Source organism: Vibrio sp. 10N.286.51.E5 (genome assembly GCF_041469125.1).
GTDB lineage: Bacteria > Pseudomonadota > Gammaproteobacteria > Enterobacterales > Vibrionaceae > Vibrio > Vibrio crassostreae_C.
The window spans coordinates 1-15,471 of sequence record NZ_JBFRJZ010000029.1; the positions used below are offsets into that span (position 1 = coordinate 1).

The following is a 15,471-nucleotide window of genomic DNA, read 5'->3' on the forward strand; positions in this document are numbered from 1 at the left end:
GCCTCCTCCTACTCGATTGCCGTCTGAAAGTAATCAATAGAGAAAACAGACAACAAAAAAGGCGAGTGACTTAATCGTCATTCGCCTTTTTAACAATCTGCTTAAGAGCATTGAGCTCTCATGAGCTTATTGGTTTTTAGTACTCTAGATCTTCACTGCCACCCGCAGCTGTAAACCATGCCGTTAGGTGTGTTTTAAGATCTTTCAATTCGTCAGGGCCAATCAATGCAAGGCCAAGATCTTCAGCTCGTGTGATGTCGTTATGGCGAAGAGGGCGGAAGCTCACTAACATTGCACGTGCTTGTAGGCCACCTAGCAGGTCTCTAAGCGATTCCAGTTTGTACAAGGTGTCATCACCATCATCACGCATGCCTTTGGTCTTACATTCGATGATGTGCAGCTTATTGTTCACCACAGAGGCAACATCAAGCTCGTTACGAACCTCACGTTCACCCAGTTGACGGTATACCTGAACATTCAAAGAACGGTCTTGAATGGTCGGCATGTCATCTTGGATCTGCTTAACTGTGCTGTGAACCAATGTTTCAAGCCATTCACCGTTTGAGAAGCGGCGCGCGTCTTCGTTGGCAAAGGTCAAAATACCATTGTCGTATGTCGCAATTTTAGCTTCAACCAAATCGCTCAGCAGCATGTTGAGCTCGCGATAGCCTTGTTGCTTCTCAGATAGGCCTACATCAAGTTTTTGTTCTTTACGGCAGGTCGTTGCTAGGTAGTTCAATGTCGCAAGGCCAGGGCCTAGTTCGAGTGCGTTACTTGCCCAACGTTCACCCAGTTCATAAAGTTTCTGATCCAGTTGCGGAGACAGCTGAACATCGCTGAATTCACCGCGAGCACCGAACACAGTTAGGTAGTCGTCGATAGTGATGCGGTCTTGAACTTGTGCGTCTTCTTTACCATTAGGGTACAACCAGCAAAGCTTGTCGCTATTTGGTTCAACCACGAAGATTGGCCAGTGGTAAGTACGGAATACTTCGTACACAGAAAGTAGGCGGTGACGGAGGCCACAACTTGCGTTGAGCTTCACTTCTTGACCGCGTGCTTTGAGGTCTTCGGCAAGGGTTTGGATAGATTCTTTAATGACAGATGTATTTACGATGGTCGGAATTTCGAAAAACTCACTCGTAATGTCGCGCTTGTGCAAAACGCTGTCTAAACGTTTGTACATACTGACTTGATTTTTGTCACCGATAAACACGATGTGAGTGCTGACCGTCCGGTTATCAAGTAATGGGGTGAGCAAGCGAATGGGGTCTTGATCGATAATGCCAACATGAACAGCCATATAAATTCCTTAATAGCGGCTCGCTCATAAAGGTGAAAGAAAAAACGGGAAGCAGCAAGCCTTAATAATCATATAATGACAAAGCTCATAAAAAACAAGGGCAACCCTTGATAAAAGTTGCCCTAGCTCAATTAGTCACCACTATTGGGTAAGAAGTCTCAACAATCTCACTAAATATCTATCGATTCTTCATTTATCTATAGTTTGAATTGATGTACTAAATCACCTTGCTGATTCGCCAAAATTGTTAGGTTTTGGCTTGCCTCCGCAATTGAAGACATCGCTTGGTAACTCTTATCTGCGATGTGGTTGATGTCTTCGATGTTGCGTGCAATATCACCAGACGTTTCACTCTGCTCAGCGGCTGCTTGAGAGATGTGTGTACTCATGTGGCTGATCTCTAGAATCAAGGCTTGGATCTCTTCCATCGCACTGTTTGCACTTGAAGCTTGTTGAACCGACATGTCCATATCGCTCATACAGCTTTCAATTACGTTACTTGCAGTTTTCGAGCTTGATTGCAGATTGCTGATCATAGTCTCGATTTCAGAGGTTGATTGAGTGGTCTTCTGTGCTAGCACTCGTACTTCATCGGCAACGACTGCAAAACCACGACCTTGTTCACCTGCACGCGCTGCTTCGATTGCCGCATTAAGTGCAAGTAGGTTGGTCTGTTCAGCAATACCACGAATAACGTCAAGGATTGAACCAATCTGGCTACTCATCTGTTGTAGCTCGCCTACAGCGCCCACTGATTCAGTAAGGCGAACTTCAAGCTGATTAATGGTGCTGATGTTGGTGTTCATGATCTGACGACCAGACTCAGAAGCCGATTCTACTTGTTGAACCATGGTGAGTGAGCTTTGCGCGCTGTTCGCCACTTCTTGTACAGAATGAGACATCTCTGTCATTGCGGTCGCAACAGTCGCGGTTTGCTCACGTTGGCTGTTCAATTGAGCCTGCGTTTCAGATGACGTCTTCTGGTTGACGCTTGCAGTCTTAGTTAAGTCATCTGAAGCATCATTCAACTTCACAAGGATATTGTGCAGGTTGTCAGCCAAGGTGTTGATGTGACGGCTCACGCGGCTGAATTCGTTGTCGTAGCGAATATCGATACGCTGAGTCATATCACCTTCAGTTAGACCTTCTAATGTACCGAGGATGCGAGTTAATGGCTCTCGTACGCTGTGTGCAATGTGGTAACCAATCGCAGCAGCGAACACAGTCACAACAATGCCAATGGCAATCGCGTTGAATAGGCCTTTGTCGTAGATGCTGCTTGCGTCAGCGAGTGATGAGTTAAGTTGCTCTTCAGCGGTCACGTTGAATGAGTCCAAAACAGCCATCGCTTGGTCAACTTCTAGAGCTAGGTTAGCGATGTTCACGTACAACGCTTGTTTGGCTTGTAGGTAGTTGTTGTGTTTGTCTAGTACGCCACCTTTCTGACCAACGTCTTTGGTGAACTTCTGAACCGACTCATCGAAGACATTTTTAAGTGCCGGTAGTTGTGTTGATAGACCTCGATAAGCGTAGTTAAGATGAGTAACGGCCTTTTTGTTTTGGTTAAGGGCTTTTTGAACGAAGGCAACATCAGAGCTAGCAAGTGCATCAGAGGTAATAACTTCTGCGTCTTGCAGTTTGATGAAGTAGCTCTTTGCCATCACTTTTACAGAGATGCTTTTTTGGTCGGCAACGTACTCTTTCATACCAACGGTTAATTCTGAATGTAAGCGTTGGAAGTCACGAGACGCTTTTTGTACTTGTTCTTGTGCTTCGAACATCGCGACGTAGTTGTTCATCGCTTCGTCAGCTTCGGCGAAGTAGCGTTCTTCCATTGCTCTTAATTGCGCGATACGTTCAACAAGTGAAGCATTGTTTTGGCTTGCCGCTTCTAAACTACCGAGAACTTCTGAAAACGAGTTTTGTGATGCAGCAAATTCTGTACGCATTGCAGACATGCGTTCAGCGTTTTGTGTGGTTAAGAAATCTTTGAATGACTTATCAGCAGAAAGCAATTGAACACTCGTTTGATTTGAAAGCGCGACAAGTGGTAATGAGGTTTCTGAGACACTCTCAAAATTGCTGTGTATCTGATTCATGCTGTTCATCATGATGGTTATCGTGACTGCGAACATGATGATGATCAGTGCGAAACCAGCGTACATACGCTTGATCACAGATCCCTTCATGGCTTTCTCCCTAAATAAAAATGCAGACCTAATGTCAGGTCAAAGTAAAACTAACAAAATTATCAGCATTCTATTGAGCTCGGCTTACGCATTTTATGACGCACACGTCAAAAATAGCGCTCAGTTATAACCAACATGCCATTCTTGAGAGCTAAGGCTCGTTTTTTTTGATTTGAACGGTGTTTTTTATTATGCTTTAAAGCAGATTTATTGTGGTTTGATGCGGCATAGCGCATACTCAAAGCATTAAAAAATAAATGTTTTATCGGAGAGAAACATGGCTGAAGAAACCATTTTTACTAAGATCATCAACAAAGAAATCCCAGCAGATCTACTATACCAAGACGATTTAGTAACCGCATTTCGCGATATTAACCCTCGCGCGCCAAGCCATATCCTAATCATCCCAAACAAGCTGATTCCGACAACTAACGATGTTGAAGTCCAAGATGAAGCGATGATGGGGCGCATGTTTACTGTTGCTCGCAAGTTAGCAAAAGAAGAGGGCATTGCAGAAGATGGCTATCGTCTTATCGTGAACTGTAACTCTCACGGTGGCCAAGAGGTTTATCATATTCACATGCACTTGGTTGGCGGCCGTCCACTTGGCCCCCTATTAATGAGCTAATAAAAAGTTAATGAGCTAATGAAAAGCTAACGAGTTAATGAAAGCTAATGAGCTAGTTTAAACGCGCTCATTAGTGGGTTAACACAAGTAGTTAGTTGGAAAATTTGTAGTTTGTATGCCAACTTTAAGTTCTATCTGTTGTCTGAACGTCGGCATCGCCTAGGCAGAGGCTAAATCAGTAGGGTTTCAACTGGCTTGAGATCCTTTTTACAACGCGTTTCGTTTTGATAATGAGACCATTAAAGGTCAGCAGACCCTAATAAAGTTGGCATTTTAAACATGCACGGAGACGATAAGTGAAGCAACAGTTTAGATTCGCTTCCATTGCCCTGTTATCGGCGTTGACCGTAGGTTGTGCGAGTATGTCTGCAGGAAGCCTGTTCAGTCATTACAGCGCACAAAACAAAGCGATCTACCAAGCCGTTAAATCTGGAGATTATTCAGAGGCTCAGCAAGAGCTACCAGATTACGCGGCAGGCGACATCCTTGATAACTTTGAAAGAGGCAGAATTAATCTGCTGGATCAAAAATACCCTGAGAGTAAGGCTTCGTTTGAAGTGGCTGATCAGGCGGTTACTGAGCAGCAACGCAAAGCCGTGATCTCAATCTCAGACAGTGCAACCAGTGTGGGTGCGTTGGCTGTGAATGACAATATTACCGAGTATGTGCCAGCCGATTACGAGTTGGGCTTTCTTCATCTGTATCTCGGTTTAAATTACCTCAAGAAAAACGATTTAGAAGGTGCGGTGATCGAAATGCGTCGCGCCAACCAAGTTCAAGAACAAGCGAAGAAGCAACGCGAGGCTGAGTTAGACAAAGCAGCCAGCGATGCGAAGAAGCAAGGCTTGTCTGCCAATGTGGGTAGCATCCTTGCCAATTACCCTGATGCGGGTAAGAAACTGCAGTCAGTACAGAATGCGTATCTGATGTTCTTGTCTGGTCTGCTTTATGAAGCGTCAAATGATTTAAACAGCGCCTACGTTGACTATCGTCGTGCTTTGGCTGTGATGCCAGATAACCAAGAAATCATCGATAGAACCATGACAACAGCCGCTCGTTTAGGGATGCGACAAGATTTAGCAACATTAGAAAAACGCTATAAGCAATCTTCTAAACTTAGTGCAGGTGAAGGGCGAGTGATTGTTCTTCAAGAGCAGAGCGCTGTGCAAGCTATGGACAGTTGGCGACTGGATTTGCCTGTTTATGACAGTCGCGATCAGGGGGCAATATACTCTCTTGCGCTGCCATATTACCCAAGTCAAAACGTAGAGCGTTTTTCTGCCTTGCGAATCAGCGGACAGCCGCTACAAGAACATTTGATCACTGATGTAAACGCGATGGCGCAGAACGATCTATCGGAACGTATGACAAGCATTGTTATTCGCCAAGCGCTACGTGTAGTCGCGAAAGATCGCATTCGAAAAGAAGCAACCAAAGGCGATGATGTCGGTAATATTCTGTTCAACGTGTGGAACACACTGACAGAGCAACCAGACACTCGCAGTTGGCAATCATTACCTGCAGAGATTAAGAGCAGTACGTTTGTAGCAAATAGCGGTCAATATACGTTGGAAGCGGGCGCTAAAACGTACGACTTTGATATTCGAGAAGGGCAGACCACTTTGGTGTGGATTTCTCGACAAGGAAACAATGCAACAATGTGGCATAAACAGCTAGGGAGGCTGTAATGAAAAAGTGGTTAGTGAGCTTAGCAGCGGTTATGGCTCTGGCTGGTTGTGCTGATAATACAGCTGGCGTAAGGGTCGATAGTCTGACTCAGAACGTTTTCTTTGGTGACAAGGTATTGGGCAGCCGTTTACAGGTTGAAGATATTCGCACCGATCTGGTCGACGGTCATACGCGAGGAATCGTTCGTTTAAACAGTAACTATAAAGGCGATCAACATATTCTTTATCGTTTTTACTGGTACGACGATGCCGGGCTTGAGGTCAACCTTAAACAAGGTCCTTGGAAGCAAGCGATTGTTCGTGGTTTTGAAAGTATTTCGTTGTCGGAAGTGTCGGTAAACCCGAAAGCGACTCAGTTCAGAGTCCAGTTCCGAGAGCAGTAAGTTAGATTAAACGGGTCTCATGATTCGTAAATACAAGAATTTAAGAGTGTGGGTAACCCCGCTCAGTGATAAGTTGAGGAAACAAAATGAAAAAGAGTGTCATTGCGCTACTAGGTTTAGCGGTTATTTTAGGCGGTTGTTCAAACAAGGTAAGCTACGGTGATGCACAAGCAGTAGAAACCACGACAATCGATTTCGGTTCAACTGACCTTCAAACGATTGCGGGTGAAATGGTCGATAGCATGATGGCGTCTGGTTCTGTGTCTTACATTACTCGTGAACAGCGTCCAATCGTGTTTGTAGAGCGAATCAAGAACAAAACAAGTGAGCACATCGATACTGAGTCAATCACTGACACTATCAGTACTAAGATGCTGAACTCTGGTAAGTTCCGTTTCGTTGATATGGACCGTGTAGAGTCTGTTCGTGACCAACTGAACTTCCAAAACAACGATGAGCTTGTAAACCAAAGCTCAGCAATTCAATTCGGTAAAATGGTTGGTGCTCAGTACATGCTGTACGGCAACCTATCAAGCATCGTTAAGAAAGCGGGTAGCGACGAAGACGTATACTACAAAATGACGATGCGTCTAATGGATCTTGAGTCTGGCTTGATTGAGTGGGCTGACGAGACTGAAATCCGTAAGCAACAATCTAAGAGCCTACTAGGCCTTTAATTTCGCTTACTTGCCAACTATGCGCAGCCGGATTTGACAATGTCTAGTATTGGCGGCGCTTAATCTTGACAGCGTATAGCTTGGTCACACGCCAATGCAGTGCATGATGTGCTGTTTATGAAGAGACACTGGCTTTTGGTCAGTGTCTTTTTTGTAGGGAATGAAGACGTTTATAGGGCAGTTAAGACGTTTATAGGGAGTAAATATGGCAATTTTTTCTTGGTCTGAGGCTAAGCTTCTTGATACCAGTTTGAGTTCGCTTGACGGTTACTTTTCTGAGCCTCCAGTTAGAGCACAGACATTAACAGGCGGTTTGACCAATCGATGTTGGAAGTTGGTCGATGCCGATGGTACTGCGTATGTTTGGCGGCCAACCACACCTATCACCAAAGCGTTCTTCATTTCTCGCCATGAAGAGTACCAAGTGCTGTCTGCCATTGAGCGACTCGGTATCGGGCCAAGCCCAATGGTAGTGAATGAGCAGGGGTTACTGGTTGAGTGGATTGCGGGTGAGACACTTTACGAAGATCTAGAACTCGATGACCTGTTGAAAACGCTGACCTCTGTTCATCTGGTTAATACTGCGCGATTACCACTGCAACCATTCAGTTTCACGGCGCGAGTCGACCATTACTGGCTGCAGCTTGATGCGATTCATAAGACCGAAGCCTGCACTAAGATTTATCAAGAGTGGCGCGTGGCTCCGAGTATTACCAATGTTGACCTGTCTTTGTGCCATTTTGACTTAGGTGGTTATAACCTAGTGAGAAACAGTGACTGCATTAAGATTATTGATTGGGAATACGCTGCGCTCGCAGACCCTAGGCTCGATTTGACATTAACCATTGCGGTTGCTGGCGCGCCAGTCACAGAAGCGGTTGAGAAGTACTGTCAGCTGCGAGGAATCCATGATGTTCAGCCTTGGCTTGATGGTGTAGAAGCATGGTTACCAAGAAGCCAGATGATGGCGATGCTATGGTATTTACTTGCTCATCAGCTTTGGGGCGATGAAAGTTATCTGCGTGAAGCGGAGGCTCTGAGTCACACTTTATGTAGCTAGGATCACGTTTAGGAAGTGAAAAATATAATTTCTCAGCTGTTACCTTTAAAACCTTGTTTTTCGTGTTAGATTGATCAAAACGTACCAATATTCAACGGGGGAGGTACAATGATTATCTATCTACATGGCTTCGACTCAACAAGCCCGGGCAATCACGAAAAAATACTGCAGTTGCAATTCATTGATGATGACGTTCGTTTCATCAACTACAGTACTTTGCATCCAAAACACGATATGCAGCATCTGCTAAAAGAAGTGCATAAGGTGATAGAGCAATCCGATGATCCGCATCCCATTATTTGTGGTGTAGGTTTAGGTGGTTTTTGGTCTGAGCGTATTGGTTTCTTATGTGGGATTAAGCAGGTGGTGTTCAACCCTAATCTGCACCCTGAGAACAACATGGTAGGTCGAATTGACCGTCCAGAAGAGTACGAAGACATCGCAACTAAATGTGTTGCTCAGTACCGTATGAAAAACAAAGGACGCTGTTTAGTGGTGCTTTCTCGTGAAGATGAAATTCACGACAATACCAAAACAGCTGCCGCGCTAGAAGATTACTACGATGTAATCTGGGATGAGAAAGAGAGTCATAAATTCAAAAAGATCTCTCAACATCTTCAAGCAATGAAAGCGTTCAAAAACGCTTAATCAATCCAGATGTTTTATAAAAGCAGTGCTCAATGAGTGCTGCTTTTTCACATCTGAATCTTAGAGATTGGTATTGATAAAGTAGTTGTATATGTTTTATCGGTCGGTTTGTGCATTTATAGATCAGTTTGCTCAAACGTTAACTAATTAGTCGCGAATCCTCATTGAGGGTAAGGATTTTTTTGTTGCGGTCATCTTTTTGCTATATATAATGTTCCCAAGCAAAATATTTTGACAAATATCAAAAAAAATTGAGAGCGAGTGAAAAAACTTGCCCATAATTTGTGTTCTGCCTCTCAGGTAGTCACCTTTTATATCCACGTGAGCAAAGCAACAAACCATTATTTGTTGTTTGTAACCCCTCTAACTACTCGGTGAGCTGTCGTTATTCTTTTTCGCGGTAACCCAATTTGTAACAGCCTTCGCATTCAAGGCCGAGTAGATACATAGAATTTATCGGTTGGAGTAATCGAGCCGAACCCCATTTATTCATTTTGTAGAGGATTGTCATTGTGACAAAAATTATCGTAGTAGGCGGCGGTGCTGGTGGTTTAGAACTAGCCACTAAGCTAGGCCGCACTTTAGGTCGTAAGAAACGTGCCCAGATTACTCTGGTAGACCGTAAAGCAAGCCACCTATGGAAACCATTACTTCATGAAGTAGCAACGGGCTCACTGGATGAAGGTGTTGATGCATTAAGCTACCGTGCGCACGCAAAAAACCATTACTTCGATTTCCAAATGGGCAGCCTGAACGACATCGATCGTGAGCGTAAAGTGATTGCACTAAGCGAGCTTACAGACGAGCACGGTGAACTGCTGATGCCAAGCCGTGAACTTGAATACGATATTCTAGTGATGGCGCTAGGCTCAACGTCAAACGACTTCAACACTCCAGGCGTTCGTGACAACTGTATTTTCCTTGATAGCCCAGAGCAAGCACACCGTTTCCGTACAGAAATGAACAATCAGTTCTTAAAGCTTCACGCTAAGAACGGTCAAGGCACGGTAGACATCGCGATTGTTGGTGCTGGTGCAACTGGTGTAGAGCTTTCTGCAGAGCTACACAACGCCGTTAAAGAACTTCGTACTTACGGCTTCGGCGACCTAGATTCAAGCAAGCTGAACGTAAACCTAGTTGAAGCGGGTGAGCGTATTCTTCCAGCTCTACCTCCTCGTATTTCAAGTGCAGCACACTCTGAGCTAACCAAGCTTGGTGTGAACGTTCGTACGAATACGATGGTGACTCAGGCGGATTCTGACGGCCTAACAACCAAAGATGGTGACAAGATCCCAGCTCAAATCATGGTATGGGCAGCAGGTATCAAAGCACCAGATTTCATGAAAGATATCGGTGGTCTTGAAACCAACCGTATCAACCAGTTGGTTGTGAAGAACACGCTGCAAACAACACTGGATGACAACATCTTTGCAATCGGTGACTTGGCGCAATGTACACAAGCAGACGGTTCATTCGTTCCGCCACGTGCACAAGCGGCTCACCAAATGGCAAGCTGTGCATTCAGCAACATCATTGCTAAGTTGAACGGTCGTGACCTGAAAGACTACATCTACAAAGACAAAGGCTCGCTAGTTTCACTTAGCCGTTTCTCTACGGTAGGTAGTTTGATGGGTAACCTGACGAAAGGCTCGATGATGGTCGAAGGTCGTATTGCTCGTGTGGTTTACATCTCTTTGTACCGCATGCACCAGATGGCGCTTCACGGCTTAATCAAAACATCACTGATGATGCTGGTTGGTCGTATTAACCGTGTACTTCGTCCAAACCTAAAGCTTCACTAATCAGGTAAGCCTTCTCAGAGCATTACGCTGATAATAAAAAAGAGCTCTTCGGAGCTCTTTTTTGATCGTGTCGATTATGGATTATCGCAGGTGTTGAACTCATTTCTGCTGTTAAGACGTTGGAGGTAGCACAGAATAAACCACGCCATCTTTCGGCTTACCGTTAAACAGAAATCGATTCTGGGCAATGGTTTCTCGCTCAGCGCCACACTTCTCGATCAACTTTTGGCTGGGTAGGTTCTCGGTATCGCAGACAATTTCCAAACGCGTTAACTTGAGTTGCGCGAAACAAAATTCAAATAGGGCGAACATCGCTTCTTTGGCGATCCCTCTCCTTTGAAAGTCATCACCGACCCAATAACCTAAACTCGCCATATTAAAGGTGTGGTAAAGCTCATTAATGGCAACCATACCGACTAACTTATCGCTTTTTCGTTCAAAGATGCCAAAGCCAAACGCATCGGCTTTCACCCAGTTCAGGCGAGTTGCCAGAATAAATTTCTCGGCCTCGACGATAGAAAACTCTTTATGACACCAGTCGACCCATGGCAGCAAGCTAGGGGAGGACTTAACCAGCTGAGAAAATTCTTGAGCATCTGAGGCCTCAATGATTTTAAGGCTAAGATTTTGTGTGTTGATCTGAAATTCAGGGCTCATAGAGCGTACCAAGTAACGTGTAAGTACTGAGCAAAGAGAGTCAGTACAGAATAAAGATAGATAGCACTTAATAAAACGCCCTCACTAGGAGGGCGGATTGAATTATTTATATAATTATAGCCGAATCGGCAAGTAATTTACTGCGCTACACGTCTAACTTGAATCACCATTCCAAGAAGTGGGTGGTCAAGGTAATGAGTTTCTGTACTGCGCATACGACGTTTTTGGTCCATGCGGTAGCTCTTAAGGAACTCTTGGACTTCAACCGTCGGAGAAATTTCAGTTAGATTGCCCACCTGGACGTTGCTTTCTGCGCCACTTACTGGTGAATCTAGCTCAATTTGTTGCTCTTGTAGAGTCACTTCACGAACGCTTGGCGCTTTTAAATCTAATGTCGTTTCAGCGTATAGGTAGTGCTGAACGTAGATTTGCAGCTTGCCGTCTAATTCGTAGAGTGGCTTATCAATGGTCTCTTCTTGGAACCCATCAGCGCTGCCTGCAGTGATTGCGCCTTTTTCAGAGCCATCAGCATTAAACTGTTTAGAGAAATCTTTACCTGCTTGAATATGGAAAACAGGTGCCGAGCTCTTACCTTGGTCGCCTTGACGCCAAGCGGTATGCATCAGAACTTCAAAGCCAGCGTGTTTACGTAGCGTGTCTTTCTGAGGCGTTAACTTGTATTCCGAGTAAGGTAGCATTTGAACGCCTTTCTTTGCTCGGTATTGGGTATCTTGAAATGAACCAACGCGTTCAAGTGAAATCTTAGGCTGTGTATTTGGCCAAGATTCGTTCACCTTCTCTGCATCAACAGCGCGCTTAAAAATGATCACTTCTATATCAAATTGTCTCTGCGCCAAACTTGGCAGTGAGACGAACAATAGTAGCAGTGGGATCAGTCTTTTCATTTTTACTCCGTCTTCCAGCCGAACTACCGGCTGGATAATTTATATGTGCAAGTGGATTGGGTCTTATGCTGAAGGCAGCAAGTTTTGTCTGAATTCGCCCAATAAATCACTAACAAATTGAATTCGCTTCCGTCTGTCGACCAATGGTATCGTAAACTTGAACTTTGTTGGTCCTTCCATTGAAAACTTTTGCGGTTGAGATTGCAACAGTTTAACAAGGTAGGTCGGGTTTATGTCAGCATCCGGGTAGAATTCTAAGAATCCACCCTTATCGTGGGCTTCAATTTTCTTCGCTTTGATAGACGCTGCGGCTAATTTTAGCTCAGAAACTGATAACAAGTTCTTGGTTGCATCAGGCAGAAGGCCGAAGCGATCAATCAGCTCGACTTTCAACTCTGCCAATTCGTCGGTGTCACTCACACTCGCAATACGTTTGTATGTTGATAAACGCGTGTTGATGTCTGGAATATAGTCGTCTGGCAATAGTGCAGGCAGACGCATCTCAATTTCAGTTTGTTCACGCAATAGATCATCAAGCGAAGGCTCTCGACCTTCTTTCAACGCTTCAACCGCTTGTTCAAGCATCTCCATGTACAAGGTGAAACCAACCGACTGGATTTGACCACTCTGTTCATCACCCAACAGCTCACCCGCACCACGAATCTCTAAATCGTGAGTTGCTAGGGTAAAGCCTGCGCCCAAGTCTTCGAGCGAAGCTATCGCATCCAATCGCTTGATCGCATCTTTGGTCATTGCTTTAGGGTGTGGCGTTAACAAGTAAGCATAAGCTTGGTGGTGCGAACGACCTACACGACCACGTAATTGGTGCAGCTGTGCTAAACCAAGGTTATCGGCTCTGTCCATCAAGATGGTATTTGCCGTTGGTACGTCGATACCGGTTTCAATGATGGTTGTACACACCAGTAAGTTGAAGCGCTGGTGGTAGAAGTCATTCATGATGCGTTCCAGTTCGCGCTCTCGCATCTGGCCATGAGCTACAGTCACGCGCGCCTCTGGAATCAGCTTTTGCAATGACTCTGCTGTTTTCTCAATCGTGTCGACTTGGTTGTGTAGGAAGTAAACCTGGCCACCACGCATGATTTCACGCAGCACCGCTTCTCTGACGATGGCATCATCACTCTCGCGAACGAAGGTTTTAATTGCCAAGCGTCGTGCGGGTGGTGTAGCGATGATCGAAAGGTCACGCATGCCACTCATTGCCATGTTCAGCGTTCGCGGGATCGGTGTCGCAGTAAGCGTTAGAATATCGACATCCGCACGCATCGCTTTCACTTTCTCTTTCTGACGTACACCAAATCTGTGTTCTTCATCGACAACCAGCAGGCCTAGGTCTTTAAACTTAATATCGCTCGAAAGCAGCTTGTGAGTCCCGACTAGGATATCCACTTTACCGTCGGCGACATCTTGCATGATTAGTTTTTGCTCTTTAGCTGATTTGAATCGGGATAGAACCTCAACACGAATCGGCAAGTTGGCGAAACGGTCACGGAAGTTTTCGAAGTGTTGCTGAGCAAGTAGAGTAGTAGGAACTAACACCGCTACTTGTTTGCTGTTGTCGGTACAAACGAATGCTGCACGCATCGCGACTTCGGTTTTACCAAAGCCAACATCACCACACACCAAACGGTCCATGGCTTTGGCTTGGCACATATCAGACATAACAGCATTGATGGCCATCGCTTGGTCATCGGTTTCTTCAAACGGGAAGCCAGATTTGAAAGTCGCGTATTGGCCGCGGTCGAGTACAAACTTGTAGCCAGGTTTTAGCTCACGCTTAGCGTAAACATCAAGTAGTTCTGCTGCAACATCACGGACTTTCTCCGCGGCACGCTTACGCGCTTTTTGCCACACCTCACCACCTAGTTTGTGTAGCGGTGCAGACTCTTCGGCGCCACCAGAGTAACGTCCAATAAGGTTCAAAGACGCAACGGGCACGTACAGCTTGGCATCGTTTTGGTACTCAAGTGTCACGTATTCGGTTTTCATGCCACCGGCTTCGAGTGTCTGCAAGCCGATGTAGCGACCAATACCGTGGTCAATGTGCACTACAGGTTGACCTGGTTTAAGTTCGGCTAAGTGACGAATGACAGTGTCGCTGTTAACACTTTTTTTGTCTTTCTTACGGCGCTGAACAACGCGATCACCCAACAGGTCGCTTTCACAGATAAGGGCGATGTTTTGCTCTTCATGGATAAAACCGTGTTCAGCAGAGCCAAGGATGAGGCTGAACTTGTCTTTGCCTTTAATTGAGGCATCGAGGTTTTCAACTTCGCTTGGTCGTACTTTAATACCACGAAGCAGTTCACTCAGCGCTTCACGACGACCTTCTGATTCAACCGAAAAGACCACTTTTCCTTCGAAGGCTTCAGTGAACTTTCTTAGGTTTGCGAGTGGTTCTTTATTCTGATGCTGAACACTGAGATCAGGAAGAGACACAACCGGAAGGTTGGTACGTCCAGCTTTCTCTTCAATTGAATCTAAGCTCAGATTGACTTGTGGCTTCTGTTTGAAGTGTGCGAACAGCTCGTCTTTCTTCAGCCACAGTTGTTCAGGCGTGAGAAGTGGCCGTAATGGGTCAACACCGCGCTGTTCGTATCGATGAGCAACGTCCGTTAGGAATGAGTCTACTGCAGTCTCGACATCACCTAGAATCAGCAGTTGCGCTTCATCGGCAACGTAATCAAACAAGGTTTCTGTGTGATCGAAGAACAGCGGTTGCCAGTACTCGATACCAGCAGGCCAAGTACCCTTAGAAACCTGCATATAAACCGATTCTGGTTCGCGGCGCGCATCAAACTGTTGGCGCCAACGAATACGGAAATCTTCAATCGCCGTTTCCGAGGTTGGGAATTCGTGAGCAGGCAGCAGGCGGATCTCAGAGATGTCTTCGATAGAACGCTGGTTTTCAGGATCGAAAGTACGAATAGTGTCGATTTCGTCATCGAAAAAATCGATTCGATACGGGTCTTTACTGCCCATTGGGAACAGATCGAGAATAGAACCACGACTTGCGTATTCACCGGGGCCAAACACTTGATCAACGTAACGATAGCCTGACTTTTCAAGCTGTAGGCGCAGTTTCTCAAGCGAGTAGAGATCGCCCGTTTTCACCATTAACGTGTGTTGTAGCAAAAAGTCTCGCGGTGACTGGCGTTGCAATAACGTGCTGATCGGAACGATCGTGATGCCATCTTTTAGTGTTGGCAGTGCGTAAAGGCGTGCGATACGATCTGAGATGATCTCTTGGTGCGGCGAGAAGCTATCGTATGGCAGCGTTTCCCAGTCAGGGAATAATGCGACTTCATGTGCCGTAAACTGTTCAATTTCAGATTGAAGCTTAAGCGCCACTTGTGGGTCGGGTACAGCCAAGACGGTATGGCTGTTGTGTTGCTCTGCGAGTTTGGCAATGGCAAGAGCGAGAGACGAACCGACTAGGTTACCGATGTGCTTTTTGTCACCGGCACCTTTAAGTTTAGGTAGTGTAAATATGGATTTTTTGGTCATGTTAAT

12 protein-coding genes are annotated in these 15,471 nt (G+C 45.4%); 7 read left to right on the plus strand and 5 right to left on the minus strand.

Translation table 11 applies throughout. The features are described 5' to 3' along the window. Positions 1–136: 136 nt before the first annotated feature. Both AB4161_RS11280 and AB4161_RS11285 read right to left on the minus strand, forming a co-directional pair. Positions 137–1,303 (minus strand): DUF1887 family protein, encoded by a 1,167-nt coding sequence (locus AB4161_RS11280; RefSeq protein WP_017065293.1) that lies wholly within the window; start codon positions 1,301–1,303, stop codon positions 137–139. Between the two features lie 197 nt (positions 1,304–1,500). Further along, positions 1,501–3,492, minus strand: a complete 1,992-nt coding sequence (locus AB4161_RS11285) for a methyl-accepting chemotaxis protein (protein ID WP_017068093.1) — start codon at positions 3,490–3,492, stop codon at positions 1,501–1,503. Between the two features lie 277 nt (positions 3,493–3,769). Here AB4161_RS11285 and hinT point away from each other — a divergent pair, with 277 nt between their 5' ends. The 7 genes from hinT (at position 3,770) to AB4161_RS11320 (ending at position 10,378) form a co-directional block, all read left to right on the plus strand. Beyond that, on the plus strand, positions 3,770–4,120 hold the full coding sequence (gene hinT, locus AB4161_RS11290; protein WP_017060220.1) for a purine nucleoside phosphoramidase: 351 nt from the start codon (positions 3,770–3,772) through the stop codon (positions 4,118–4,120). A 296-nt stretch (positions 4,121–4,416) separates the two neighbouring features. Further along, the gene (locus AB4161_RS11295) at positions 4,417–5,808 is read left to right on the plus strand and encodes a COG3014 family protein (protein ID WP_372083357.1); all 1,392 of its coding nucleotides are present in this window, start codon (positions 4,417–4,419) and stop codon (positions 5,806–5,808) included. Further along, complete coding sequence (locus AB4161_RS11300) at positions 5,808–6,191, plus strand: YcfL family protein (RefSeq protein WP_017060222.1); 384 nt, start codon at positions 5,808–5,810, stop codon at positions 6,189–6,191. Before AB4161_RS11295 ends, AB4161_RS11300 begins: the two co-directional genes overlap by 1 nt. 86 nt (positions 6,192–6,277) lie before the next feature. Further along, positions 6,278–6,868 carry a penicillin-binding protein activator LpoB gene (gene lpoB, locus AB4161_RS11305; RefSeq protein ID WP_017060223.1) on the plus strand — a complete coding sequence of 197 codons (591 nt, stop codon included), beginning with the start codon at positions 6,278–6,280 and terminating at the stop codon, positions 6,866–6,868. Positions 6,869–7,073: 205 nt separating this feature from the next. Next, positions 7,074–7,928 carry a phosphotransferase gene (locus AB4161_RS11310; protein ID WP_372083358.1) on the plus strand — a complete coding sequence of 285 codons (855 nt, stop codon included), beginning with the start codon at positions 7,074–7,076 and terminating at the stop codon, positions 7,926–7,928. Between the two features lie 108 nt (positions 7,929–8,036). After that, positions 8,037–8,576: an alpha/beta hydrolase YcfP gene (gene ycfP, locus AB4161_RS11315; protein WP_009847155.1), complete on the plus strand. Its 540-nt coding sequence runs from the start codon at positions 8,037–8,039 to the stop codon at positions 8,574–8,576. Between the two features lie 512 nt (positions 8,577–9,088). Next, positions 9,089–10,378, plus strand: coding sequence for an NAD(P)/FAD-dependent oxidoreductase (locus AB4161_RS11320; protein WP_009847154.1), 1,290 nt, complete (start codon positions 9,089–9,091; stop codon positions 10,376–10,378). 111 nt (positions 10,379–10,489) lie between these two features. Here AB4161_RS11320 and AB4161_RS11325 read toward each other — a convergent pair whose 3' ends face one another. From AB4161_RS11325 to mfd, 3 genes are all read right to left on the minus strand, one after another. Further along, positions 10,490–11,035, minus strand: coding sequence for a GNAT family N-acetyltransferase (locus AB4161_RS11325; RefSeq protein WP_017060225.1), 546 nt, complete (start codon positions 11,033–11,035; stop codon positions 10,490–10,492). Positions 11,036–11,172: 137 nt separating this feature from the next. Then, positions 11,173–11,940 (minus strand): peptidoglycan binding protein CsiV, encoded by a 768-nt coding sequence (locus tag AB4161_RS11330; RefSeq protein ID WP_102398037.1) that lies wholly within the window; start codon positions 11,938–11,940, stop codon positions 11,173–11,175. A 63-nt stretch (positions 11,941–12,003) separates the two neighbouring features. Further along, positions 12,004–15,465: a transcription-repair coupling factor gene (gene mfd / locus AB4161_RS11335; protein ID WP_372083359.1), complete on the minus strand. Its 3,462-nt coding sequence runs from the start codon at positions 15,463–15,465 to the stop codon at positions 12,004–12,006. Between the last annotated feature and the right edge of the window lie 6 nt (positions 15,466–15,471).

Coding starts and splice junctions, on each gene's coding strand:
- hinT (WP_017060220.1), top strand. CDS start 3,770: ATGGCTGAAGAAACCATTTTTACTAAGATCATCAACAAAGAAATCCCA.
- AB4161_RS11300 (WP_017060222.1), top strand. CDS start 5,808: ATGAAAAAGTGGTTAGTGAGCTTAGCAGCGGTTATGGCTCTGGCTGGT.
- mfd (WP_372083359.1), bottom strand. CDS start 15,465: ATGACCAAAAAATCCATATTTACACTACCTAAACTTAAAGGTGCCGGT.
- AB4161_RS11280 (WP_017065293.1), bottom strand. CDS start 1,303: ATGGCTGTTCATGTTGGCATTATCGATCAAGACCCCATTCGCTTGCTC.
- AB4161_RS11325 (WP_017060225.1), bottom strand. CDS start 11,035: ATGAGCCCTGAATTTCAGATCAACACACAAAATCTTAGCCTTAAAATC.
- AB4161_RS11330 (WP_102398037.1), bottom strand. CDS start 11,940: ATGAAAAGACTGATCCCACTGCTACTATTGTTCGTCTCACTGCCAAGT.
- AB4161_RS11285 (WP_017068093.1), bottom strand. CDS start 3,492: ATGAAGGGATCTGTGATCAAGCGTATGTACGCTGGTTTCGCACTGATC.
- lpoB (WP_017060223.1), top strand. CDS start 6,278: ATGAAAAAGAGTGTCATTGCGCTACTAGGTTTAGCGGTTATTTTAGGC.
- AB4161_RS11310 (WP_372083358.1), top strand. CDS start 7,074: ATGGCAATTTTTTCTTGGTCTGAGGCTAAGCTTCTTGATACCAGTTTG.
- ycfP (WP_009847155.1), top strand. CDS start 8,037: ATGATTATCTATCTACATGGCTTCGACTCAACAAGCCCGGGCAATCAC.